8 protein-coding genes are annotated in these 26,399 nt (G+C 68.4%); 3 read left to right on the top strand and 5 right to left on the bottom strand.

Annotated elements, in window-relative coordinates; all coding sequences use genetic code 11:
• Position 1 precedes the first annotated feature (1 nt).
• The gene (locus tag ACFC0O_RS32075) at positions 2-18,163 is read right to left on the bottom strand and encodes a non-ribosomal peptide synthase/polyketide synthase (protein ID WP_375964534.1); all 18,162 of its coding nucleotides are present in this window, start codon (positions 18,161-18,163) and stop codon (positions 2-4) included.
• A gap of 505 nt (positions 18,164-18,668) precedes the next feature.
• Entirely contained in the window at positions 18,669-20,021 is a 1,353-nt protein-coding gene (locus tag ACFC0O_RS32070) for a GAF domain-containing protein (protein ID WP_364642629.1), read from the bottom strand.
• Positions 20,022-20,188: 167 nt separating this feature from the next.
• On the opposite strand from ACFC0O_RS32070, the gene ACFC0O_RS32065 reads away from it, so the two are divergent.
• Positions 20,189-21,436 carry a cytochrome P450 gene (locus ACFC0O_RS32065; RefSeq protein WP_375964531.1) on the top strand — a complete coding sequence of 416 codons (1,248 nt, stop codon included), beginning with the start codon at positions 20,189-20,191 and terminating at the stop codon, positions 21,434-21,436.
• On the opposite strand, the gene mftF is transcribed toward ACFC0O_RS32065, so the two are convergent.
• Complete coding sequence (mftF, locus tag ACFC0O_RS32060) at positions 21,410-22,810, bottom strand: mycofactocin biosynthesis glycosyltransferase MftF (RefSeq protein ID WP_364642635.1); 1,401 nt, start codon at positions 22,808-22,810, stop codon at positions 21,410-21,412. The two genes, ACFC0O_RS32065 and mftF, sit on opposite strands and share 27 nt — an antisense overlap.
• Before the next feature lie 193 nt (positions 22,811-23,003).
• On the opposite strand from mftF, the gene mftR2 reads away from it, so the two are divergent.
• Together mftR2 and ACFC0O_RS32050 are read left to right on the top strand one after the other, a co-directional pair.
• Positions 23,004-23,627 carry a mycofactocin system transcriptional regulator MftR2 gene (mftR2, locus tag ACFC0O_RS32055; protein WP_375964527.1) on the top strand — a complete coding sequence of 208 codons (624 nt, stop codon included), beginning with the start codon at positions 23,004-23,006 and terminating at the stop codon, positions 23,625-23,627.
• Positions 23,628-23,700: 73 nt separating this feature from the next.
• Entirely contained in the window at positions 23,701-24,756 is a 1,056-nt protein-coding gene (locus tag ACFC0O_RS32050) for a 2Fe-2S iron-sulfur cluster-binding protein (protein ID WP_375964525.1), read from the top strand.
• A gap of 66 nt (positions 24,757-24,822) precedes the next feature.
• On the opposite strand, the gene ACFC0O_RS32045 is transcribed toward ACFC0O_RS32050, so the two are convergent.
• Together ACFC0O_RS32045 and ACFC0O_RS32040 are read right to left on the bottom strand one after the other, a co-directional pair.
• A complete protein-coding gene (locus ACFC0O_RS32045) occupies positions 24,823-25,359 on the bottom strand; it encodes a transglycosylase SLT domain-containing protein (protein ID WP_364642644.1) in 537 nt (178 codons plus the stop codon).
• Between the two features lie 223 nt (positions 25,360-25,582).
• Positions 25,583-26,323, bottom strand: a complete 741-nt coding sequence (locus ACFC0O_RS32040; RefSeq protein WP_375964522.1) for a DNA alkylation repair protein — start codon at positions 26,321-26,323, stop codon at positions 25,583-25,585.
• Between the last annotated feature and the right edge of the window lie 76 nt (positions 26,324-26,399).

The raw sequence follows: 26,399 nt of genomic DNA, 5'->3' as shown, positions 1-26,399 counted from the left end.
ATCAGAGGTCTCCTTCTGACTGAACCAGCGCCTGCGCCGCGCCCGAAAGCGTGTGCAGGACTTGGGACAGGCCACCCGCACCGAGGGCGGCCAGGATGCCGGGCACCAAACCGGCGAGCGCGATATTCACCAGGGCCTCCGGCTTCGCCGCGGCGCCCATGGCCCGGGCGACGGCGGCGATCTTGGTGGCCAGATCGCGGTAGGTGACGCTGTGCGCGCCGTGCGTGACGGCGACAGCGTCGGGAGCGAGCTCGGCGGCGGCTGCGATGAGCGCCGGGAGCTCGGCCGCGGGCACCTCGGCGGGTGTCCGCTCCGCCCCGGCCGCCGCACGCGACGGCACCGGGGTGGACGCCGGACCGGAGTTGCCGCTGCGAGGCCGCTCCGATTCGGTACGAATATCGATGGCGCGCACCGTGATCGCGGGATTCGCGGCGATCGCGGTGAGCACGCCCAGCAGCCGCTCAGCCAGCAGGCGAATGGTGGCGGAGTCGAAAATATCGGTCGCGTAGGCGAATTGCATGCGCAATCCGGTGACGCGGCCGCGCGGGTCGTACTGCTCCAGTGCGGTGAGCTGGAGGTCGAACTTGGCCTCGGCCAAGCGCGGTTCCAGCACCTCGACATCCAGGCCGGGCAGGGCGACCGTGCCGGTGTTCATGTTCTGGTAGGTGAACATGACCTGGAAGAGCGGGGTGTACGCGGTGGAACGGGCGCGGCCGGACGCGGCCAGCACCGCCTCCACCACCCGCTCGAACGGGGCGTCGGCCTGGGCCAGGGCGGCCAGATCGCGATCCCGGACCTGACGCAGCAGATCGGTGAACGGCGCTCGGGTGTCCACCTCGGCGCGCAGCACCACGGTGTTGACGAACATGCCGATCAGGTCGTCCAGGGCGCGTTCACCGCGACCGGCGACCGGGGTGCCGACGGCGATATCGCTCAGGCCCGACAGCTTGGACAGCAGCACCGCGAAAGCGCCGTGCAGTACGCCGAACAGGGTGGCGTTGTGCTCGCGGGCGAGGGTGGACAGTCGCTCGGTGAGATCGGCGGAGATCTCGAAATCGACCGTGTCACCGCGCATTTCGCGGCGAGCCGGGCGCGGGCGGTCGGTGGGCAGCGGGAGCTGCTCCGGGAGAGCGGCCAATTCGGTGCGCCAGAAGCCGAGCTGGGCGTTGAGCAGGCTGTCCGCGTCGGCCTCGGCGCCGAGCACGGTGCGCTGCCAGTCGCTGTAATCGCCGTACTGGATGGCCAGTGGAGCCCAGGACGGGGCGGCACCGCCGAGTCGACTCGTGTACGCCGACACCAGGTCTCGCGCCATCGGTGCGACCGAGTAGCCGTCGGTGCTGATGTGGTGCATGACCACGACCAGCACGTGATCGCTCGCCGATACCGACAGCAGCGCGATGCGCACCGGCGGTGCGATCGTGACATCGAAACCGGCCGCGACGATTTCGGCGATGCGATCGTCTATGCCGTTGGCGGACACCGGGATCGGGGTCAGATCGAAATGTACGTCGTCGACGGCCAGCACCTGCTGGACCTCACCGCTGTCCAGCTTGGGGTAGCGGGTGCGCAGGATCTCGTGGCGCTGCACCAGATCCCGCAGGGCGGCGGCAAGTGCGGCGTGATTCAGCGTGCCGGTGAGGCGTATCGCGGCGGGGACGTTGTACGCACCTGAAGCCGGGTAGAGCTGGTTCACCACCCACATGCGCTGCTGTGCCAGCGACAGCGGAGCCGGTCCGGTACCGGTCCGGCGGACCAGGGCGGGCCGGGTGTCCGACGGATCGATCGCGGCCAGCCGCTCGGCCAGCGCCGATACGGTCGGCGCTTCGAACACCGCCGCGACCGGCACCCGCACACCCAGATCCGCGCCCAGGCGGGCCGCGAGCCGGGTCGCCATGAGCGAATTACCGCCCAGGGCGAAGAAATCGGCGTCGAGGCCGACAGTGGCACCGGACTCCGGGGTTGCCTCGGCGGCAGCCGCATCGGTCGCGGCGAGGCCGATGACCTCGGTGAACGCGGCCGCGACCAGGCGCTCGATCCGCGATACCGGGGCACGGTAGGCGGCGGCGGTGAAGACCGGTTCGGGCAGGCGCGCCCGGTCGACCTTGCCATTGGCGTTGAGCGGCAACGCGTTCAGCACCACCAGGGCGGCGGGGACCATGTAGTGCGGCAGTTCGGCCGCGAGCGCGGTGCGCAACCCGGCCGCCACCTCGTCGTAGCGGGCCGGGTCGGCACCCGGCACGGCCGCATAGGCGACCAGCCTGGCTCCATTGCCACTGTCATCGCGAGCCACCGCCACCGCGGCGGTCACCCCGTCCTGCCGGCGCAGCGTCGTCTCGACCTCGCCGAGCTCGATGCGGAAGCCGCCGATCTTCACCTGGAAATCGGCGCGATCGACGTATTCCAGTGCGCCATCGGCACGGCGGCGGACGATATCGCCGGTGCGGTACAGGCGGCCCGCGCCGAACGGGTTGGCCACGAAGCGATCCGCGGTGAGCCCGGGGCGGCCGTGGTAGCCGCGCGCCAGCTGCGCACCGGAGAGGTAGAGCTCGCCGGGGACGCCGATCAGCACCGGCTGCAAACGCGAATCCAGTACGTACGCACCGCTGTTCCAGGCCGGAGCGCCGATCGGAACGACCTGCTCGGGCTGCTCCGATACCTCGAACGCGGTGATGGACACGGCGGCTTCGGTCGGGCCGTACAGGTTGAACAGGCGAGCCGAACCCGAGGCGTGCAGCCGCAGGAACTCGGCGGCGGTGGCGACCGGCAGGGCCTCGCCGATGGCCAGCACCGTGCGCACCGAAGCCGGGAGGGGGCCGGTGGTGAGCAGCATGCCGAGCAGGGACGGGACCGGGTGCAGGACGGTGACGGCGTGCGTGTCCAGCAGTTCCCACAGGCGGTCCGGATCGCGCTCGTCACCGGGGGCGGTGACGACCAGGCTGCCGCCGGTGGTCAGCGGCGACCAGAACTCCCACACCGACAGATCGAAGGTGGCGGGGGTCTTCAGCAGTGCGCGATCCCCCGCGCCCAGGGCGAAAGTGTCACGCAGCCACTGCAATTGGTTGGCGATGGCGGCGTGCGGGAGGGAGACGCCCTTGGGCTTGCCGGTGGAGCCGGAGGTGAAGATCAGGTAGGCGGGATTGTGCGGGCGCAGCGGGCGCACCCGCTCACCGTCGGCGATCGGCGCGGACGAGAGCGCGGCGGTGTCGAGGCGATCCACCTCGTGCACCGGGAGCACCGTCTCGAACGGGACGCCGTCGGCGGAGGTGGTGAGAACCGCTGCGGGAGCGGCGGTCTCGACGATGTAGGCGATGCGATCAGCCGGGTGGTCCGGATCGATCGGCACGTACGCGGCACCGGATTTGACCACCGCGTACATGGCGATCACCAGCTCGACGGAGCGGCGCATGGCCAGCACAACCGTCTGCTCCGGACCCACGCCGTCGGCGATCAGGCGGCGGGCCAGGCGGTTCACCCGAGCATCGAATTCGGCGTAGCTCAGGGCGATTTCGCCATCCGCGCTGAGCAGTGCGACCGCATCCGGGGTGGCGGCGGCCTGGGCGTCGACCAGATCCACCAGGGTGACCGGAGCGACCGCGTGCGCGGTGGCATTCCACTCCGTGAGCACCCGCTCGCGCAGGTTCGCGCCGAGCAGATCGATCGAGCCGACAATGCTGTCCGGTTCGGCCGCAACGGTTTCCAGCACCCGCCGCAGCGCGGCGGCGAAGCGCAGCGCGGTGGCCTCGGTGAACAGATCGGTGGCATAGCCCAGGGTCAGTTCGACCCCGGCGGGCACACCGGCGGCACCGTAGTGATCGACCGCGAACAGGTGCAGGTCGAACTGGGCGATCTCATTGTCGAATTCGACCTCCGAGACCGTCAGACCGGGCAGCTCCAGGGCGGCGCGCTCATGGTTCTGGAAGGAGAAGCCGACCTGGAACAGCGGATGCCGGGCGGTGGAGCGCTGCGGGTTGAGCACCTCCACCAGACGCTCGAACGGGACGTCGGCGTGCGTGAAGGCGGCGATATCGGCGGTGCGCACCCGGCCGAGCAGCGCCGAGAACGGTTCCGCCGCATCGATTTCGGTGCGCAGCGCCAGGGTGTTGACGAACATGCCGATGATGTCGTCCAGGGCGGCCTCGCCGCGACCGGCGATCGGGGTGCCGACGGTGATGTCGGCGGTACCGGACAACCGGGCCAGCAGGGCCGAGAACGCGGCGTGCACCACCATGAACAGGGTCGCGCCGTGCCGGCGGCCCACCTGGGTCAGCTCGGCGTGCAGCTGGGCGTCCACGCCGAACGCGATGCGCTTACCGCGCAGGCTCTGCCGTGCCGGGCGCGGGAAATCGGCGGGCAGATCCAGCTGATCCGGCAGACCGGCCAGGGTCTCGCGCCAGAAGGTGAGCTGCTGTGCCGCAATCGATTCCGCATCGCTCTCGGCACCGAGCAGCGCGCGCTGCCACAGCGCGTAATCGGCGTACTGCGCCGCCAGTGGCGACCACGCCGGGGCGGCCCCGGCCAGGTGTGCGTCATAGGCGTGCATGAGATCGCGCACGAACGGCACCAGCGAGGAGCCGTCGGCCGAAATATGGTGCAGCGCACCGGCGAACACGTATTCCGGGCCGACCGCGTCGGTGATCCGGAACAGTGCGAACCGCACCGGAACCGCGGTGGTGACATCGAATTCGGTTCCGGCCAGCTCCAGCATGCGCCGCCGCAGTTCGGCCGCGGTGCAGTCGATGACATCCAGCGACTGTGCGGCCTGTTCGGCGGACAGCACGACCTGCACCGGTCCGGCGGCGGTCTCCGGATAGACGGTGCGCAGCGTCTCGTGCCGTTCGACGAGTTCGGCCACGGCCGCGCGCATGACGGCGATATCCAGATCGCCGCGCAGGCGCAGCGCCAGCGGAATCGTGTACGCGGTCGAGCTGCCGTCGAAGCGGTTCAGGAACCACATGCGCTGCTGTGCGGGCGAGAGCGGCAGACTGTCGGGCCGCTCCCCCGCCACCAGCGCGGGACGCGAAACACCCTGCGGCGCGACCTCGACGCGGGCCGCCAGCGTGCCGACGGCGGACGCCTCGAACATCGCCCGCACACCCACGGTGGTGCCGAGCGCCTGCCCGATCCGCGCGACCGCCTTCGCGGCCAGCAGCGAACTGCCGCCCAGTTCGAAGAAGTCGTCGTCCACGCCGACGCGCTCACTGCCGAGCAGATCGGCGAACACCCCGGCCACGATCTCCTCCACCGGTGTGGACGGAGCCCGGAACACCTTGGCCTCGAACACCGGCGCGGGCAGCGCCTTGCGATCCAGCTTGCCGGAGGCATTGAGCGGGAACGCGTCCAGCACCACGAAGGCGGCCGGGACCATGTAGCCGGGCAGTGCCGCCGCGAGTGCGGAGCGGATCTGATCCAGCTGTACACGATCCGCGGCGGTCGCCGAAATCTGTGCGCTGTCAGCGGCACCCGCGCCGCGAGTGTTCGCGGCGGTGTCCGTGATTCCTGTGCTCGCGGTCGCGGCGCATTCCGGCGCGTTCGCGATATTCGCGACCGGGGCGGCGGAGATCGCGGGGACCAGATAGGCGACCAGCTGGTCACCGAGGCGGTCGTCGGAGCGGACCACGACCACGGCTTGAGCGATGGAATCCTGTGCGACGAGCGCGGATTCGATCTCGCCGAGCTCGATGCGCAGACCGCGCAGCTTCACCTGGAAATCGGTGCGGCCGAGGTATTCGATCTCGCCTTCGGCGTTCCACTTCACCAGATCGCCGGTGCGGTACATGCGCTCGGAGGCGCCGAAGGGGTTGGCCACGAAACGATCCGCGGACAGGTCCGGGCGGCCCAGGTAGCCACGGGCCAGCTGATCACCCGCGAGGTACAGCTCACCCGCGACACCCGGGGCGACCGGGTTCAGGCGGGCGTCGAGCACGTAGGTGCGGGTATTCCACACCGGGCGGCCGATCGGCACCGACAGCGTGTCGGCGTCGATGACCTCGTGGTAGGTGACGTCGACGGCGGCCTCGGTGGGGCCGTACAGGTTGTGCAGGCGGGCACCGGTCAGCTCGCGCAACTGCTGCGCGATGGTGACGGGCAGCGCCTCACCGGACGCGAACACCTGGCGCAGAGCCGTATCGGCGGTATCGCCGATCGTGGAGGCAGCGGCGTCGCCGAGTTCCGCAACGAACAGTGCCAGCATGGACGGCACGAAATGCGCTGTGGTGATGCCCTGTTCGGCGATGATCTGCGCCAGATACACCGGATCACGGTGGCCGTCGGGCTTGGCGACGACCAGACGCGCACCGGTCTGCAAGGGCCAGAAGAACTCCCACACCGACACATCGAACGTGGCCGGAGTCTTCTGCAGCACAGCGTCTTCGGCGGAGATCGGGTACTCGTGCTGCATCCACAGCAGACGGTTCACGATCGCACCGTGCTCCACCGCCACGCCCTTGGGGCGACCGGTCGAACCGGAGGTGAAGATGACGTACGCGGTATGCGACGGGCTGATCGCCTGTCCGCGTTCGGCATCGGTGATCGGTGCGGCGGAGTACTCGGCGAGGTCGAGGGTGTCGACCTCCACCAGCAGGGCACCGCTGGCGGTCGCGACGGCATCGCGACCGGTGGTCAGGATGGCGGCGGGGCGCGCCGTATCCAGGACGTAGTCGATGCGGTCGGCGGGCTGATCCGGATCCAGCGGAACGTAGGCCGCACCGGCCTCGAGCACCGCGTACATGGCGATCACCAGGTCGACCGAGCGGCGAATCGCCAGGGCGACAGTCGCTTCCGCGCCGATGCCCTGGGCGATCAGGTGCCGGGCGAGGCGGTGCACCCGGGCGGCGAACTCGGCATAGGACAGTTCCACGCGAGCCTGTGCCTGCTCGGGCATCGCCTCGAAGACGATGGCCCGCGCATCGGGGGTGGCCGCGGCCTGCGCCTCGAACAGCGATACGAGGTTGGCCTCGGTCAGCGCGGGAGCGCCGGACCGATTGCCGGGCAGCACGGTGGTGATGTCGCGGGCGGTGGCGTTCCACTCGGTGAGGACGCGACGGCGTTCGTCGGCGCGCAGCAGGTCGATATCGCCGACGGCGATCATGCGGTCGGAGGCCACCGTCTCCAGCACCTGTTCGAAGCGGCGGGCCAGCAGGGCGATGCTGTCGGCGTCGAAAAGGTCGGTGGCGTAGGTGATCTCGATATCCATGCCGCCGGTGCGGCCCTCGGCGGCGAAGGATTCGGTCACCGTGAACTGGAGGTCGAATTTGGCGATGCCCGACTCGATCTGGGCGGGGTGCACGCGCAGACCGGGCAGTTCCAGGGTGGGCAGCGGGAAGTTCTGGAAGGTCAGCAGCACCTGGAACAGCGGGTGCCGGTTCTGGGCGCGGGCGGGGGCGAGCGCCTCCACGACACGTTCGAACGGGATGTCGGTGTGCGACAGGGCCGCGATATCACCGCCGCGGACCTGACCGAGCAGGGTGTCGAACCCGGTGCGCGGATCGATCTCGGTGCGCAGCACCAGCGTGTTGACGAACATGCCGATCAGACCGTCCAGGGCCTGTTCACCACGTCCGGCCACCGGGGTGCCGATGGCGATATCGGTGGCGCCGGACAGCCGGGACAGCAGGACCGCCAGCGCCGCGTGCACGGTGCTGAACATGGTGGTGTCCAGCTTCAGCGCCAGCGCCGCGAGATCACCGTGCAGGCCCGCGTCCACGGTGAAGTGGTGCGTGCCGCCGCGCTGGGTCGACACCGCGGGGCGCGGGCGATCGGCGGGCAGGTCCAGCTGATCGGGCAGCCCGGCCAGGCGGGTGCGCCAGTAGTTCAGCTGACGCGCGGCCTCGGACTCCGGATCGGTGTCCGCACCGAGCACCTCGGACTGCCACAGCGTGTAATCCGCGTACTGCACGGGCAGCGGCTGCCAGGCCGGGACCTGACCGGTGTGGCGGGCGATGTACGCCGCCATCAGATCCTGCGCCAGCGGGCCGAGCGAGAAACCGTCTGCGCTGATGTGGTGCAGGACAAGGGCCAGTACGTGTTCGGTGCCCGACAGCCGGAAAAGCTCAGCGCGCACGGGGGTTTCGGAGGTCAGGTCGAACGCGTGGGTGGCGGCGTCGACCAGGCGGGCATCCAGTTCGGATTCGTCGAGCTGCTCGGCGACGACCGCCGGAACGCTCTGGGCGACAGGCAGAATCACCTGTTCGGGACCTTCCACCCCGTCCGGGTACACGGTGCGCAGGGTTTCGTGCCGCGCCACCAGATCGGCGAGCGCACCCGCCAGCGCGACCGTGTCCAGTTGTCCGGAGAACCGGATGACCAGCGGGATATTGTCCGCCGCCGCACCGGGTCCGGCGGTTTCCTCCGCCGCCCAGTACCGGTTCAGGAACCACATGCGCTGCTGCGCCAGGGCCAGCGGCAACCGCTCCGGGCGCATGCGCGGCAGCAGCGGCGTGCGCGCGCCGGCGCCGGAGCGTTCGTGCGCGTACTCGGCCAGCGCTGCCACACTGCGGGTTTCGAACAGCGCGCGCACCGGGATCTCGCAATCCAGGGCCACGCCGATGCGGGCGACCGCGCGCGCCGCCAGCAGCGAACTGCCGCCGAGCGCGAAGAAATCATCGTCGACGCCGACCCGCTCGAGACCGAGCAGTTCGGCGAACACACCGGCCACCGCGATCTCGGCGGGCGTGCCGGGCTCCCGGTACGCCGCACCCTCGAAAGTCGGGGCTGGCAGAGCGGCGCGATCCAGTTTTCCATTGACCGTCAGCGGAATTCGATCGATCACCACGATGGCGGAAGGCACCATATGCTCGGGCAAACGACGGGCGATCGCCTGCCGGAGCACGGCGGTGTCCACGGTCGCCTCGGCAACCACGTAACCGACCAGGCGGTCCTCGGCGACGATATCGTCGTGCCGGACCACCACGGCGGCCTCGCGCACACCGCGTTCATCGAGCAGCGCGGCCTCGATCTCGCCGAGTTCCACGCGGAATCCGCGCAGGTTGACCTGCTGATCGGCGCGACCCAGGTATTCCAGTTCACCGGTCGCGGTCCAGCGGGCCAGGTCGCCGGTGCGGTAGGCGGAGCTACCGGCGGGGCCGAACGGGTCCGCGACGAAGCGGGCCGCCGACAGCGAGGGACGCGACAGGTAACCGCGCGCGAGCTGCCCGCCGGAGACGTAGACCTCACCGGGCACACCCGGCGCAACCGGGCGCAACCGCGAATCCAGCACGCGCACAACCAGGCCCGGCAGCGCACCGCCGATCACACTGGCCGAACCGGTGTCCGGGGTGATGGGGCGGTACGACACGTGCACCGTGGTCTCGGTGATGCCGTACATGTTCACCAGCGCCGGGGCCTGCGGATGGCGGGCGAACCACTCGCGCAGCCGCTGCGGCTCCAGGGCCTCGCCACCGAAGATCACCACGCGCAGTGCGAGATCGTCGGCCTCCCGCTCCTGATCGGCGGCGATCAGCTGGTAGAACGCCGACGGAGTCTGGTTGAGCACCGTAACCCGCTCGGCGGCGAGCAGTTCCCGGAACTGCTGCGGCGAACGCGAGGTGAAATAGTCGACCACCACGACGCTGCCGCCGGACAGCAGCGGGCCCCACAGCTCCCACACCGAGAAATCGAAGGCGTAGGAGTGGAACATGGTCCACACGTCGGACGGGCCGAATTCGAAGTGCCGCTGCGAATTGTCGAGCAGCCGAACCACATTCAGATGCGGGATGAGCACGCCCTTGGGGCGGCCGGTGGAACCCGAGGTGTAGATGACGTAGGCGGTGTTCGCCGGGTTCAGCGTGGCGCGCCGATCGGCATTGGTGACCGGGGCGTCGGAGTGGTCCGCCAGATCCAGGGCGTCGAGATCCAGCACCGGACCGCCGAACCAACCGGCGGGCAGATTCGCGGCCGCGCTGGTGAGCGCGCACACCGGACGGGCGTCATCGAGCACGTACTCGATGCGATCGGCCGGGTAGTTCGGATCGATGGGCAGGTAACCGCCACCGGACTTGAGCACCGCGAGCAATGCGACGACGAGTTCGGCGGTGCGCGGAAGCGCAACGGCCACCAGCGATTCCGGGCCGACACCGGCGGCGATGAGGCGGCGGGCCAGCCGGTTCGCGCGGGCGTCGAGCTGAGCGTAGGTGAGGGTGGTCTCGCCCGAGCGGACGGCGACGGCGTGCGGATCGATCAGCGCGGCGGCGGCGAAACGATCCGCCAGCGTGGCGGTTTCGGCGATATCCGTGCCGGTGGCCGACCACTCGTGCAGTACCAGCTCGCGCTCATCGGCATCGAGGACCTCGATATCGCCGACCGGCAGCAGGTCGTCGTTCGCGACCGCGGTGACCACGCGCTCGAAGCGGCGAGCCAGCGCCGCGATGCCGTCGGCGTCGAAAATATCGGTGGCGTAGGTGAATACGGCGGCCAGGCCGCCGTCGGCCTGCTCGCCGATGGAGAGTTGCAGGTCGAATTTGGCGGTGTGCGTATCGATATCGAGCCGCGACACCTCCAGACCCTCCAGCTCGAGGGCCGCGCCCGCGATGTTCTGGAAGTCCAGCACCACCTGGAACAGCGGGTGCAGACCCTGCGTGCGCACCGGGTTCAGCGCCTCGACCAGTCGCTCGAACGGGACGTCGGCGTGCGCGAAGGCGCGCAGGTCGGCGTCGCGGACGGCGGAGACCAACTCCGCGAACGAGTTTCGCGGCGCGACCTCGGTGCGCAGGGCGAGGGTGTTGACGAACATGCCGACCAGGCCGTCCAGCGCCTGCTCACCACGACCGGCGACCGGGGTGCCGATGGCGATATCCGACTGTCCCGAAACCTTGGCCAGCAGCGTGGCCAGGGCCGCGTGCACCACCATGAACAGCGAGGCGTTCGAGCGCTCCGCGAGCTCCCGCAGCCGCTCGTGCAGCCCGGCGTCGAGGGTGAACTCGAACCGCGCGCCACGCCCGGAGGCGGTGGCCGGACGCGGCCGATCCAAGGGCAGCGACAGTTCCGGAGCCAGCCCGGACAGCTCATCCCGCCAGAACGAAATCTGCTGCGCCAGCCGCGACTCCGGCACACCGGCGTCGCCGAGCAGTTCCCGCTGCCACAGCGCGTAATCGGCGTACTGCACCGGCAGCGCGGCCCACTGCGGAGCCTCACCGCGACGGCGAGCGGCGTAAGCGGCCATCAGATCGAAGGTCAGCGGCGCGACCGACAGACCGTCGGCGGCAATGTGATGCACCGCGAACACGAGCATGTGCTCGTCATCGGAGGTGCGAAGCAGGTTGAGGCGCAGGGGAACCCGGCTGTCGACGGCGAAGGGCTGGAGGGCCAGTTCGCGGATGCGGGCATCCAGATCGGCGGCGGCGACATCTTCGGTGCGCAGGCCGACGGCGGCTTCGGTGCGCGGGAGTACCTGCTGGCGGCCGATGCCGTCGGTGGCGGGGTAGATGGTGCGCAGGGTTTCGTGGCGCTCGATGACATCGTCGAGGGCCGCTGCGAGGGCTTCGCGGTCCAGGTCGCCGGAGAGGCGGATGGCGGCGACCAGGTTATCGGCCACCGAGGCGGTGTCGAAGCGGTTCAGGAACCACATGCGCTGCTGGGCGTAGGACAGCGGCACGGTGGCGGGGCGTTCGCCCGCGACCAGCGGCGGGCGGCCGCCGGTGCCCGCGAGATCGCCGAGGGCCGCGGCCAATTCGGCGACCGTGCGGGCGTCGAAGATCAGGCGCACGGGGACGCGGGCGTCCAGGGCCGCGCCGAGGCGGGCGGTCAGGCGGGTGGCGATGAGGGAATTGCCGCCCAGATCGAAGAAGTCGTCGTCCGCGCCGATGGCGGCACTGCCACCGAGCACCTCGGCGAAGGCGGCGGCCACCAGGCGCTCGGCCGAGGTGGTGAGCGCACGGTATTCACGAGCCGCGAATTCCGGTGCGGGCAGCGCCTTGTGGTTGAGCTTGCCGTTCGGGGTCATCGGCAGTTCGGCGATGACCGTGAAGGCGGCGGGCACCATATGCGGGGCCAACCGGCCCGCCAGGCTCGCCCGCACCGACTCGGTGCGCACGCCCGCGGCGGCATCGGCGGGCACCAGGTAGGCGGCCAGCTGATCGCCGCGCACCGCATCGCTGTGCACCACCACGACGGCCTGGCGCACCTGCTCGTGCGCGGCCAGCGCGGATTCGATCTCACCGAGTTCGATGCGGTAGCCGCGCACCTTCACCTGGGAGTCGTTGCGGCCCACATAGATGACGGAGCCGTCGGCGGCCCAGCGCACCAGATCGCCGGTGCGGTACATGCGCTCGCCCGGCGCCCACGGGCAGGCCACGAAACGATTCGCGGTCAGCTCCGGGCGACCGTGGTAGCCGCGCGCCAATTGCGTTCCGGAAACATACAATTCGCCGATCGCGCCGACCGGCACCGGCTGCAGCGCGGCATCGAGCACCCATTCGCGCACACCGCGGATGGGGCGGCCCACGTGCACGGGCTCACCCGCGCGCAACGGCTGCGACATATTCACGATGACCGTGGTCTCGGTCGGGCCGTAGGCGTCGACGATGGTCCGCCCGGCCTCGACCCAGCGGCGCACCAGTTCGGCCGGTACGGCCTCACCGCCGACCGCGACCGACTGCACATCCGGCAGATCCGCCGGATCCAGCGAGGCGGCGGCGGACGGCGTCATGGCCAGATGCGTGACCCGCTGTACCCGAGCGAAATCCGCGAGCTCCTGACCGACGGTCGCACCGGCGGGCGCGATCACCAGGGTCGCCCCGGAGTTCACCGCCAGCAACAGTTCGGCAACCGAGATATCGAAGGAAGGCGAGGCCACACTCAGCACCCGCGCGCCCGGATGACCGAAGTAGTGCACGGTCTGCTCGGCCGCCAGGCTCACCAGCGCCTCATGCGTGACCAGCACGCCCTTGGGCAGACCCGTGGAACCGGAGGTGTAGATGGCATACGCGATGTGCTGCGGGTGCAGCGGGCGCAGCCGGTCCGCGTCGGTGATCTGCTCGGCCGAGAATCCGGCGCAGGCGGCCTCGAACGTGGGATCGTCCAGCAGCAGCCAGGGCAGCGGGCCCGGCAGCGCGGCCTGGGACGCGGCCGTGGTCAGGCCCAGGACCGCGCGGGAATCGGTCACCATATGGGTGATGCGGTCCACCGGGTAGGCGGGATCCACCGGGAGCCAGCCCGCACCCGATTTGATGACGGCCCAGACCGCGGTGACCTGTTCGATGGAACGCGGCACGCCGACGGCGACCAGATCGTCCGGGCCGATGCCGCGATCGATCAGCAGTCGCGCCAAACGCGAAGAGGCGGCGTCGAGTTCGGCGTAGGTGAGGGCGCGGCGCTCATCGCACAGGGCGATATCGTCCGGATCGGCCTCGGCCGCCTCGGCCAGCACCTCGGGCAGCAAACCGGTCGCGACGACCGGGCCACCGGAGCGGGTGGTGAGATTGGCGTATTCGCGCGGGGACAGCAGCGGTAGATCGGCGACCACGGTCGCGGGGGCGGCGGTGACGGACTCGAGCAGGCGCAGGAAGCGCGCGGCGAGCACGGAGATGGAGGCGGAATCGAAGAGGTCCGTGGCGAAAGCGAACTCCGCCTGGATCCCCGCCGGTGCCGGACCTTCCCCGGGACCGGCACCGGCGAAGCTTTCGGTGACCGCGATCGATAGGTCGAACTTGGCCACTCCGGTGTCCAGCGTACCCGGCATGGCAAGCAATCCGGGCAGTTCGATGTCGATATTCCCGGTACCGGTGAAAGACAGCGTCACCTGGAAGACCGGATGGCGGGCTTGTGAGCGCGCCGGATTCAGGGTCTCGACCAGCTGCTCGAACGGCACATCGGCGTGCGCGAAGGCGGCCAGATCGGATTCCCGTACGGTGCCTAGCAATTCGGCGAAGGTGCTGCGCGTGTCGATATGCGTGCGCAGCGGGAGGGTGCCGACGAACATACCGATCAGTTCGTCGAGATCGCGTTCGCCGCGACCGCCGACGGGGGTGCCGATGACGATGTCATCACCCCCGGACAGGCGCGCGAGCAGCACCGCGAGCACCGCGTGCATGAGCATGAAGGCCGAAACCCCATGTTCCTGAGCGGTTTCCAGAATTTGAGAGTGCAGACCGGCCGGTATTTCCAGATGGTGGGTACCGCCGCGACCGCTCGCCACCGCCGGACGCGGGCGATCCGAGGGCAGATCCAACTGCTCCGGCGCGCCGGCCAGCGTGCGCGTCCAGAACTCCAACTGCTGCGCCAGCAGGGAATTCGGATCGGCCGCGTCCCCGAGCCGTTCCCGCTGCCACAGTGCGTAATCCGCGTACTGCAGCGGCAGCGGGGCCCAGCCGGGCGCGTGACCGGCCAGGCGCGCGGTGTACGCGGCCACCAGATCCCGCGCCAGCACGGGCAGCGACAGACCGTCCGCCGCGATGTGGTGCAGGACGACGGCGAGCGCGAAATCCGCCTCGCCACTGTCCTTTTCGTCCCGAATGTCGAAAAGGCGGGTCCGGAAAGGGATCTCGGTCTCGAGATCGAAGCCGCGAGCGGCGAACTCGAGCAGTTCGGCCTCGAGATCCGCGGCCGCGATCTCCTCGACCACGGCGATCAGATCGGTGCCCGCGATCAGACCCGTCGCGGTGGCGTCGAACTCGGTCACCGCATCGGTCAGCAACTGATCAGCGAGCGTCTCCAGCGCACCGCGCGGGGACAGCGAGGCCGCCGGAATCACGCGCTGGCACGGACCCTGCGGGGTCTGCGGGAAGACGGTGCGCAGCACCTCGTGCCTGGCCACCAGATCCGCGATCGCGGCCCGCATGGCGTCCGCGTCCAGCTCACCGTGCAGGCGCAGCACGAACGGCATGTTGTAGTCGGCGCTGCCGGTGGCGAACCGGTTCATGAACCAGATGCGCTGCTGAGCGGGCGAGAGCGGGAGCACCTCGGGGCGCTCACGCACCGCGAGTTCCGGCACCCTCGTGCCGAATTCGGCATCGTCATCGAGGAACTGCCGCTCCACCAGCTCGGCCAGCGTCGCCACCGTCGGCGCGCCGAAGAGCTCGCGCACCCCGATCCGGCAGCCCAGATCACCGCTGATGCGCGCCGCCACCCGGGTGGCGATCAGGCTGTTGCCGCCCAGGGCGAAGAAATCGTCGTCGAGCCCCAGGCCCTCGCGCTCGAGCACCTCGCCGAAGACCCGCGCTATCGCCTGCTCCACCACCGAAACGGGGGCGCGATAGACGGTGACGGTCGGCTCCGGCGCGGGCAGCGCCCGGCGGTCCAGCTTGCCGGAAGCATTGAGCGGCAACGCATCCAGCACCACGTACGCGGACGGCACCATATAGGAGGGCAGCGCCTCGGCGGCCGCGATGCGCAACGCCGCCACATCCGGCGCTCGATCGGCGACCGGAACCAGATAGGCGACGAGCTGTTCGTCGCGCACCACCACGACCGCCTGGCGCACGGAATCCTGTGCGGCGAGCACGGTTTCGATCTCGCCCAGTTCGATGCGCAGACCGCGCAGCTTCACCTGGAAATCGGTGCGCTCCAGATAGACCAGTTCGCCCTGCGGCGTCCAGCGCACCAGATCGCCGGTGCGGTACATCAATTCACCCGCGTCGCCGTGACCGTCGCGCCCGGTGAAGGGATCGGCGACGAAGCGCTCCGCGGTCAGTCCGGGCCGTGCCACGTAGCCCCGGGCGAGCTGAACCCCCGACAGATACAGCTCACCCGGGGTCCCCACGGGGACCGGCCGCAGACGTGAATCGAGCACGTACAGCCGGGTATTGGATACGGGCGCGCCGATCGGCACCACCTCGGTATCCAAGTCGGTGACCGCGTGGAAGGTGACGTCGACCGCCGCCTCCGTCGGTCCGTAGAGGTTGTGCAGCGCCGCGCCGGTGAGCGCGCGCAAGCGCTGCGCGGTGGCGGCGGGCAGCGCCTCACCGGAGGAGAAGACCAGGCGCAGCCGCATATCGCGCGCGGACGCCGCGACCAGCTCGCCCAGGAACACCGCCAGCATGGCGGGCACGAAGTGCGCGACCGTGATCCGTTCGCGGACAATGGTTTCCGCCAGATAGCCGGGATCGCGATGCCCGTCCGGCGTCGCCACGATCAGCGTCGCGCCGATCTGCAACGGCCAGAAGAACTCCCACACCGAGACGTCGAAGGTGGCCGGGGTCTTCTGCAGCACAATGTCTTCGGCGGTCAGACCGTACTCGGACTGCATCCAGGCCAGCCGGTTCACGATGCCGCGGTGCGTGACCGCGACACCCTTGGGGAGACCGGTCGACCCCGAGGTGAAGATGACATAGGCGGTATTGGAAGGACGCAGCGGCGCAAGCAGTTCCGCTGCATCGAGGGGTGCGGCCGAGTACGCGTCCAGCGCGAGTTCGTCCAGATGCAACACCGGTGCGTCGAATTCGGCGGCGGGCCGGTCGGCGGAGCTGGTCAGCACCACTGCCGGTTGCGCCGTCGCCACGATGTGCGCGGTGCGATCGGCCGGATGATCCGGATCCAGCGGCACATAGGCGCCGCCCGCCGCCTGCACGGCGTACAGCGCCGTCACCAGCTCGGCCGAACGGCGCAGATGCAGCGCCACCGTGGTCTCCGGGCCGACGCCCAGCGAAATCAGATGCCGGGCAAGACGATTCACCCGTCCCGCGAGTTCGGCGTAGGTCAGTTCGACCGCCGGTTCCCCGGCGTAGCGCAGCGCTACCGCATCCGGGGTGCGCGCGGCCTGCGCCGCGAACATGGACACCAGCGTCGCGTCCTCGGCGACCGGCGGCTCGGCCGCGCCGAAGTCCCGCGCGGTGTCATTCCAAATCCGCAGGCTCACTTCGCGTTCCAGCTCGGTGATGACCGGGACCGCGGCGAGGGGGGTCGCCGGATCCAGCTCCAGCAGCCGCTCCAGGAAACCGGTGAAGCGCGCGTGATGGCGGGCCAGATCGTCGCTGCCGTACAGATTCGGATTGGCCTCCAGCTCCAGGTGCAGCTGATCGGTGTCCGCGTAGTACACCTGCAGACTCAGATCCTCGACCGGACCGGTGGTGAGCACGTGATAGCGCGCCGTCGCCGCACCGAGCGGCAGGGCCATATCGAAGAGCATGAAATTGGCCAGCGGGCCGAACAGCGCGCGCCGGGTCTGCTGCCCGTCGCGATCGGCGTCCCGGCGAATGTCCTCGTGCCGATACCGCTGGTGGCGCACCGCGTTCGACAATTCCTGCCGCGCCCCGGCCAGTACCGCGCCCCAGCTGTCCTGATCGCCGACGGCCAGGCGCAACGGCACGATATTGGAGAGCATGCCCGCCGAACGCCGGGTGTAGTCATCGGTGCGCGCCGTCACCGGCAGGCTCACCACCACTTCGCGCTGATCGGTGAGCCGGGCCAGATAGGCGCCGAAGGCGGCCAGCAGCACCACCACGGGCTTCGAATCCCGTTCGCGGGCAACCTGGTTCACGCGATCCAGCACCCGCTGCGGCAGCTGCCGGCCGAATCGCAGATTGGCGGCGGCGGGCGGGGCGGTACGGCGATCCAGGGTGGTGGCCTCCAGGCCCAGCACCCGATCGGCCCAGTACTCGCGATCCCCGGCGAACTGCGCGCTGGCGCGATACCGCTGCTCGTTCTCGACCAGCACCGGGATATCGCCCGGATCGATGGCCGACGGTTCACCGCCGGTCATCAGCGCGTTGTACCGATCGGCCACGCGCAAAGTGATGTTGAGCGCGCCGAATCCGTCCAGCAGGATGTGGTGGCAGCGCAGGTAGAAGAAGTAGCGGTGATCCGCGACCTGCAGCACCGCACCGTTGAACAGGCGGTCGCGCAGCAGATCCGCGGGTGCGGAGAAGTCGGCGTGCATCCATTCGCGGGCGGCGGCGATCGGATCGGCCGCATCGCGCATATCCAGGTACGGCACCGGAACCGGCAGCGTGGGATCGACGATCTGCCGGGGCTGGCCGTCGACCTCGATCAGGCGCGTGACCAGCGCCTGGTACTCGCGCATGGTGTGGCCGGTGGCCTCGGCGATGGCGGCCGGATCGAGTTCGCCCTGTACGTCCACGTACTGCGCGACATTGATCGGCACATCCGGATCGAGCAGCTGGGCGTACCAGAGTCCGAGCTGCCCGGGGGTGAGTTCGAAAGCCTCCGGCGCGGGGCCGCTGCCCACCGCCCGATCGCTGCCCGGTCCGAAACCACCCAACTCCGTACCCTGCACCAGAGCCTCCTCGATTTGCCCGAATTGCTTTGTGGCCGAACGCTTTCGGGCATCGCGAAATAGACCTGTGCGTGCCGGTGGGAAACCGGCCGCCAGGTCGCGGAAAACCGCACTGCCCTGGGTGATTCGACGAATGCGCGGCGTCGGGGATGACGCTTTCGCGCGTGATTCCTACTGGTTCTCGCTCCGGCCGGGTGCCCGTTGTTCTCGGCCGGGATGCGGGTGCCTCCGGGTCATCCGCATCGGTTTGTCGTGCTGTCGATCTCCTCCAACTTCACCGCGCCCACTCGATCTTGGTGAGCGATGCCCTGTCGCCTGCATCACATGGATGCCGTCCATGCATTGCGAAGACTAGGGGCAAAGTGAATAAAACGGAACTTTTTCCCGAAAAAAAGTTGGACGAGCGTCTAGTTGGTTCCGGAGATTACGCGGAGACCGCAGAGAATGTGGGTGCAACCACATGGCGAGGCCAACGTGTGACCGAGCGCACTTTCGGTTGCGAAGACTATGAGTCGAAACGTTGCATCTGCGTTGCATCGGCGCCCATGCGCCGATCGAGCACGCGAATCTTCGCCTCGATCTGTGAATACAGTGGCGAATCACGGTCGACGGTCGATCGATACACCGCCCACGCGGCCGCATCGTCCCGGCCTTCCGCACCCGCGGTCCACTTGCTCAGGACCGCCGCTTCACCGGAACGCAACACGGCGGTCCGCAGGCGGACTCGCAATTCATCGCGAATGTCTATAACTCCCGGCGCATTCGAACGCGGCAGCGCCGGACCCGCATAGAGCCGCACCGCCGCATCGACGTCCCCGGAATCCAGGGCGGCCCGCAAAGCCTCCACATCCGTGGCGATCGGAACGCGCAAACGGTAAGGGCGCGAACCGAACACATTCGGACCCACCACCGACCGCAACCGCGACATGGCGGCGCGAATCGTGGCGTTGTCCAGATCCGCGTCATCGAGCAGCAGCGCCAGATGATCCGCGGACAAACCCTCCGGATGTTCGGCCAGCAGCAACAGGATCTCGGCATGGCGCTGCGACAACGGAACTCGCTCACCCGCCACCGTCAACTGCGGCTGACCCAGGCCCAGCACCTCGAGACCCAGGCGCTCCGGCATCGGGGCGTCCGCACCCGCGCGGCGATCATGACCCGAACGCACCGCCGCCAGCAGCAGATCCATCTCCGCCGCCGTCGCCGCCGCCTTCACCAGCGCCAGAATCTCCGGGCGCGCGACCCGCACCCCACCCGCGATCATCAGCACGCCCACCAGGCGGCCATCCGGATCGTGAACGGGCGCGGCCGCACCGGTGATCTGATGCATGCGATGCAGGAAATGCTCCGGACCGTGAATCCACGCGGCGCGACCGGTACGCACCACCAGCCCAACGGCATTGGTGCCCACCCGGCGCTCGCTCAGATCATTGCCCTCGCGCAAACCGGCATCGGCCGCCGCCTGCACCCGATCGGGATTACCGTGCACCGACAGCACCCGCCCGAATTGATCGGCGATGACGACGATCAGACCGGTACTGGTCGCGTCGCGCAGCAGCAGCTTGTCCACCAGGGGCATGACCGCCGCGATCGGGTGCGCGTCGCGATAACGTTCGAGATCAGCGCCGCGCAGTCCGCGGCCGTCATTGTCGTCCATGGGATCGACGCCGCCGCGCACACTGCGCAGCCACGACTCGAGCACCATCGGTCGCAACAAACCAGGCAGCTGACCCAATTGTTCGCCGCCCACACTGAGATATCCGTGGGCTTGCGCGGCATAGGCCTCGAGCGCACCCAACTGAGTGCCCGGTTCGGCACCGTGCTGCGGACTGCTCCCACCTGCGAGATTGCTGACCATTTGCCTTTCTTTCCGTACCCGAAGAGTACCGACCGGCTACCGCACACAAGTACGAGACCGATCGTTTGTCCCGCAGGTCACACCGGAAACCGAACCACGCAGAATGTGAGCCCCGTCTAATTGCGGATCCGCCACGGGACTGCGTCATACGGTGTAAGCACGGGGTTGTGGACGATATCGACCTGACCGCACTGGACCTCTTCACGGCCGGGTTTCCACACGCGCACTTCGATCGGCTCCGGGAAAACGCCCCGGTCCACTGGCATTCGCCCACCGCGCACACCCCCGACGGGGATGGCTTCTGGGTACTGAGCCGGTACGCCGATATCGTCACCGCGGCCGGGGATTCCGGCACCTACTCCTCACAGGGCGGCGGAAACCGTTCCGGCGGCGGCACACTCATCGAAGACCTGCCCGCCGACTGGGCCGCCGGAGTTTTGCTCAACATGATGGACGACCCTCGGCACGCACGCGTACGACGCCTGCTGGCACCGAGCGTCGCACCGCGCACGCTGCGGCTGATCGAAGACGAACTGCGCGAGCGGGCCGATGCCATCGTCGCGGCTGCGGTTGCCAAGGGCGAATGCGATTTCCTGATCGACCTCGCCGCGGAGCTACCGCTGCAGGCGGTCGCGCAATTGCTGGGCGTGCCGCAGGAAGACCGGCATCGACTGTTCGGCTGGGCGAATGTGGCGCTGGACTACCAGGATCGCGAACTCGGCGAAATCACCGAGCGCACCCGGCAGGCCGTGGCCGAGACCCGGGCCTACGGGACGCGGTTGCTGGCGGCCAAGAAACGCGATCCCGCGGACGATCTGATGTCACTGGCCGCCACCGCGACCATCGACGGCGCACCGCTCTCGGATATGGAACAGGCCATGCTGTTCAGCCTGCTCATCGCCGCCGGGAGCGAAACCACCAGGAACTCCGTCGCATTGGGCATGGCGGCGCTCATCGAACGGCCCGAGCTCTGGCGCGCGCTCTGGCGGGATCGCACGCTGCTGGACGGGGCCGTCGAGGAGATATTGCGCTGGGCCTCCTCCACGCCGTACAACCGGCGCACCGCCACCCGCGACCACGAACTGCACGGACAGCGGATCCGCGCCGGGGACAAGATCACCCTCTGGTGGGCCTCCGCCAATCGCGACGCGGCGGTCTTCGCCGACCCGCACCGCTTCGACATCACCCGAAAACCCAACCCGCACCTGGCATTCGGGCGCGGCGGCCACTTCTGCCTCGGTGCGGCGCTGGCGCGGATGGAGATGCGCGTGGTGTTCACCGCACTGCTCGATCAGGTCGACGGCGTCGAACTCACCGGGCCGATCGAATACACGCGCAGCAACAAACACACGGGCGTGCGGCATATGCCGGTGCGGTTGACCGCGAAATCAGTTGGGGGGCAGGGTGGGTCGTAGGGCGGCGAGATCGCGGAGTTTGGCCGCGCCCCACCAGAGGCCGGTGCCGTAGGCCACGTCCTCCAGGCGTTTGCAGGCCACGTAGCGGGTCGGGTCCAGGCTCCCGGTCTCGCGGTGGATGAACCAGTCGGCCAGGCCGTCGGCCACCGCGATCGTCACCGCGAGGTGGCGGATGCGGCGCGAGCACAGCATGCCGAGCAGGGTCACCGGCCAGTAGTGACGACACAGGGACGACGCCAAACGCCATAGGCCGCCGGAGAATCCGCGCGCCATATATATGGCGGAGACCCGGGTCGGGTTGTCGAGTTCGGCGAAGACGCGGCGTAATCGGAAGAGCGTGGCCACCAGGGTGAGCACACCGCCGACCGCACCCCAGCGGGTCAGGGTGCCGAAGAGCAGTGCGGCCACGGCCGTCCAGATCGGAATCGACAGCGGTGCGGCCATACCCGCGTGCCGCTGGCCCAGCGGCGCGACGCCGGTGCCGTGGGTCACCTTGTGCGCGAACCACTTTCGCAGCGATACCGGATTGCTGTGCGCCACCCGGGCGGCCGGTTCGTAGCGCAGCCGCCAGCCCGCGCGATCCAGCCGCCAGCACAGGTCGATATCGCCGCCCGCCGCCATGGACTCGTCGAAACCGCCCTCGGCCAGTAGGGCCAAGCGGCGCACCAGCAGTGCGGTACTCGGCACGTACGGCACCGGGCCGTGCGCCTGCACCGCCGATTCGCGGCGGCCGCGATGCAGCGAACCGCGGGTGTGCTCATAGCGGGCCAGCAGTGTGGAGTCCGGATCCATGGCCAGGATGCGCGGGGCCACCAGCGCCACCTTCGGATCGCTGAAATGTCCGAGCATGACCTCCAGCCAGCCGGTGCGCGGCACCACATCCGGATCCAGGAAGGCCACGAATTCGGTCGAGGCGCAGCGCAATCCGAAATTGCGGGCGGCGGCCGGGCCGTAGCGTTTATCGCGGCGGAGCACGGTCACCCGGCAGCGATTGGCGCGCGCCACCGGAATTCGAACCGGGCGGTCTGATCCGTCATCGACGACGATCACCGCATAACCGCGCAAAGCGGACAGCAACCGAGTCAGACCATCCGGATCATTGTGCACCGGAACGATAACCGTGACGTCCTCCAGCGAAGGCAGCAACCGCGGCCGCGGATTACCGACACCGGAATCGAGCAGACGTCTGGCAACCCGGGCGGAAGTAGGGTCCTTAACTTCGAGGTACCCGTCACCGATCATGGCCGCAGCCTCCGGCGCAAGGCGGAGCAACCGGTTCGGCGTGCCGCCGACCAGGAACCGTCCACCGGAGTAAGTGCGCACCCGCGGATCGATTCGCACCCCGAAACCATCGGGAAGGCGATCATGGCGCATTCCTGAAATGCTAGGTCAGCACACCACCGGCAATCATGATTGGCGCGCCGCTCACTATCACCGATAGTCCATAAGTCCGTGCGGATCACAGTGGCGGAACCGGTCGAACACCCGGCGCTCTACACTGCGGGGGCGGAAAAACCGGCAGGTGAACAGGCAGGAACGGAAATCCGGTGGCATGGGAGTAGGACGTATGCAGACCAGCGGGGGCGGGAGTAACACTCTCTCCGAAGCAGAGATCGTCGAAGCCGCATTGCGGGTGGTTCGTCAGGACGGCGTGGAAAAACTCTCCATGCGCCGGCTCTCGCGCGAACTCGGCGTCTCCCCGATGGCTCCCTATTACTACGTCGCCGACAAGCGCGAGCTACTCGATCTCGTCGCCACCGCCGCCCTCACCGGAGTACGCAAGCAGCCACCCGAATTCGGGCCCTGGCAAATGCGATTGCGCGACCTCATCGATCAGATCGACGAAAAACTGCGCAGGCACCCGGGACTCGGCGATGTGCTGATCGAGCAGATGCTCGGCAAACAGCTCGACCTGATCGCCGCGGTGATGGAGATCCTGTTCGACGCCGGATTCAACGAACGCAATGTGCTCGCCGCCTATGCGACCATCCACACCTATCTGTTCGGGCGCAGCAAAGTGAATCCGCGCGATCGCGGGGCACTCCAGGATCGGGCGCTGCCCGAGGCGGTGGAAAGAGCCATGAAACACCTGGGCGACCTGCGCGGAAAGTATTCCTACGACTTCTCGATGGATGTGCTGGTCGCCGGTCTCGAGGCTCAGCTTGTCCGGCAGCGAGACAGCACCGTATAGTTAAACTAGAACACGTTCTAGTTTGGGCACACTGGGCCGGAATCGCTTACCGCGCCGGGTTCGAGAGGACACTATGACCACCGTCGACGTACCGCACAGCTCACGATCGGTTGTGCTGCGGGTCTCCGCGGTCATCAATGAGACAGCCGACGCCGTATCGCTGGTATTCGACGTCCCCGAGGATATGCGCGAACGCTTCGCCTACCAGCCGGGCCAATTCCTGACCCTGCGCATTCCCAGCGACCTCACCGGGTCCGTCGCGCGCTGCTACTCGCTCGCCAGCTCACCCCACACCGACGACCAGCCCAAGGTGACCGTCAAGCGCACCGTCGACGGCTACGCCTCGAACTGGGTGTGCGACAACCTCGTCGCGGGCAGCGAGATCGAAGTACTGCCGCCCTCCGGCGTTTTCACGCCCAAGAACCTCGACGAGGATCTGCTGCTGTTCGCGGCCGGATCCGGCATCACCCCGGTGATGTCGATCCTCAAGTCCGGGCTCGCGCGCGGCAACGGGCGCATCGTGGTCGTGTACGCCAACCGGGACCACGAATCGGTCATCTTCGCCTCGGAGCTCCGCGAACTCGCGGACAAGCATCCGCAGCGGCTCGTGGTCATCCACTGGCTCGAGCATCTACAGGGGCTGCCGACCGCAGACGCGCTCGCCACCCTCACCGCGCCCTACGCCGGGTACGAGGCGTTCATGTGCGGGCCCAAGCCGTTCATGGATCGGGTGCACGACGCGCTCGCGCAGAACGAGATGCCGCGCAACCGGACTCACGCCGAGGTGTTCAACTCGCTCTCCGGCGATCCGTTCGCCGATGTCGCACCCAGCGAGATCAGCGAAGAGGAAGCGGCGGACGCGGCGACCGTCGAGGTCGAACTCGACGGGGAGACACACGAACTCACCTGGCCGCGCAGTCAGACGCTGGTCGACATCATGCTCTCCAAGGGCTTGGACGTGCCCTACTCCTGCCTCGAGGGCGAATGCGGCTCGTGCGCCTGCACCGTCGTGGAGGGCTCGGTCGAGATGGAGAACGCGGAGATCCTGGATCCCGAGGACATCGCCAACGGCTACATCCTCGGCTGCCAGGCGCGGCCGACGACGGATCGCTTGAAGATCCAGTTCTAGCTACCCAATTCTCGAAATTGGCCGCCGCGTCAGTGACGCGGCGGCCAATTTCGTTGGGAGACAGCCTCAGTAGGCCGAGAAGACGTTGGCGATGGTGCCGTAGCGGTGGGCCGCGTAGTTGCAGGCGGCGGTGATGTTGGCGACCGGGTCGTAGATATCCCAGGAGGTGCCTTCGACGTGGTACGCCTGGAAGGTGGGGTCGATGACCTGGAGCAGACCCTTGGAGGGGATGCCCGCCGCCGCGTTCGAGTCGTAGAGGTTGATGGCGCGCGGGTTGCCGCCGGACTCGCGGATGATGTTCCGGAAGATGCTGTCGTAATCGCCCGGGATGTTGTTCTTGCCCATCACGTAGAGGGCGTTCTTGATCCAGCCGTCCAGATCATCGGTGAAGGTCGGCGGCAGCAGCTCGGTGTACGGCGCGGGCAGCGTCTGGGTGAACTGGCGGATCTGATCCTGCTGCGGCGCGGGCAGCGTGCGAGCGAACTGCTGAGCCTGCTCGACGGGCTGCTGCAGCTCCGCCGGGACGCCGGGGACATCGGCATGCGCCTGGACGGGCACCACCGCGAGCGCGGCGAGTACGGCTAGGGGAAACAGTTTTCGCATTCTGATGACCTGCTGACTTATGTGGTGAACACCGCCGCCGGAGGCGTCTCGGATCGCGGAGGATTCCGCATGAAGGTCGAGTACGTCCGGCTATAACCGGACGCGCGGTCTGTTCTTGGTAAGTCACAGAATGATTGCGCTAGGTTAACGTAAACTTAACTGAAGATGAACAGATAGATTGCCGGATGGGCGCGACTGTCACGCGTTCCACCGATTCCCCCGCTCAGCGCAGGGATCGATAGTGCGCCCGCTGCTCCGAAGTCAGGTGTTCTGTGGCGTAGCTCAAAGCTGTCCGGCCCATAGCTGGGGCGTGCGCGTCGAGAAATCCGGTGAGAATCGCGCGATCCACCCGCTTACCGATTTCGCGCAGCATCCAGCCCACCGCCTTCTGAATCAGATCGCGTTTGTCCTCGAGGAATCGCTCACACAGTTCCAGCGTGGTACCGGTATCCCCCGCCTTGATGAACGCGAAAGTCGTCAGCAAAGCCACCCGCCGCTCCCAGAGCGAATCCGCGGCCGCCAACTCGAACAGCACATCGCGCGGGCGCGCCAGCAACCACGGGCCAAGCACGAACTCCGCCGAAGCGTCCACCAGATCCCAGTTGTTCACCCGGCCACGACGCACCGCCGCCAAATACAGATCGGTGATCCGCTGCTGCGCCGCCACATCCGCACCCCTGGTGCGCGTGGCCCGCGCCATCTCCCCATTCAGAATGATCAGACCCGCCAGCCGATGCTCATGCACCGCACTGTCGAGCAATAGATCGATCTCCGAAAGCGGCATACCCGCGAACGATTTCACCACCGCCCGTGTCTTGGGCACCCGCACCCCGATGAACACATCCCCCGCGCCGTACTCACCCGGCCCGGTTTTGAAGAAGCGCCGCAGATGCACGGCGTCCCCCGCATCGGCGACCTTCGACAATTCCCCCTGCACCGCCGCCGCGGTCAATTCACCAGTCACCCCACCATGATCGGGCAGGGCACCGACACCAACTCCGCTCCACGCCGGAGCGGTAAATCGTCAACCGGCATCATCG

It is taken from the genome of Nocardia sp. NPDC056100, assembly GCF_042266325.1.
Classification (GTDB): Bacteria; Actinomycetota; Actinomycetes; order Mycobacteriales; family Mycobacteriaceae; genus Nocardia.
Note: the sequence above shows the minus strand (reverse complement) of the source record. Positions and strands in the feature narration are given on the sequence as shown.

Bases quoted from the DNA above. Each gene is read 5' to 3' on its own strand.
- ACFC0O_RS32070 (WP_364642629.1), bottom strand. From the start codon at position 20,021: ATGGTCAGCAATCTCGCAGGTGGGAGCAGTCCGCAGCACGGTGCCGAA.
- mftF (WP_364642635.1), bottom strand. From the start codon at position 22,810: ATGCGCCATGATCGCCTTCCCGATGGTTTCGGGGTGCGAATCGATCCG.
- mftR2 (WP_375964527.1), top strand. From the start codon at position 23,004: ATGCAGACCAGCGGGGGCGGGAGTAACACTCTCTCCGAAGCAGAGATC.
- ACFC0O_RS32050 (WP_375964525.1), top strand. From the start codon at position 23,701: ATGACCACCGTCGACGTACCGCACAGCTCACGATCGGTTGTGCTGCGG.
- ACFC0O_RS32045 (WP_364642644.1), bottom strand. From the start codon at position 25,359: ATGCGAAAACTGTTTCCCCTAGCCGTACTCGCCGCGCTCGCGGTGGTG.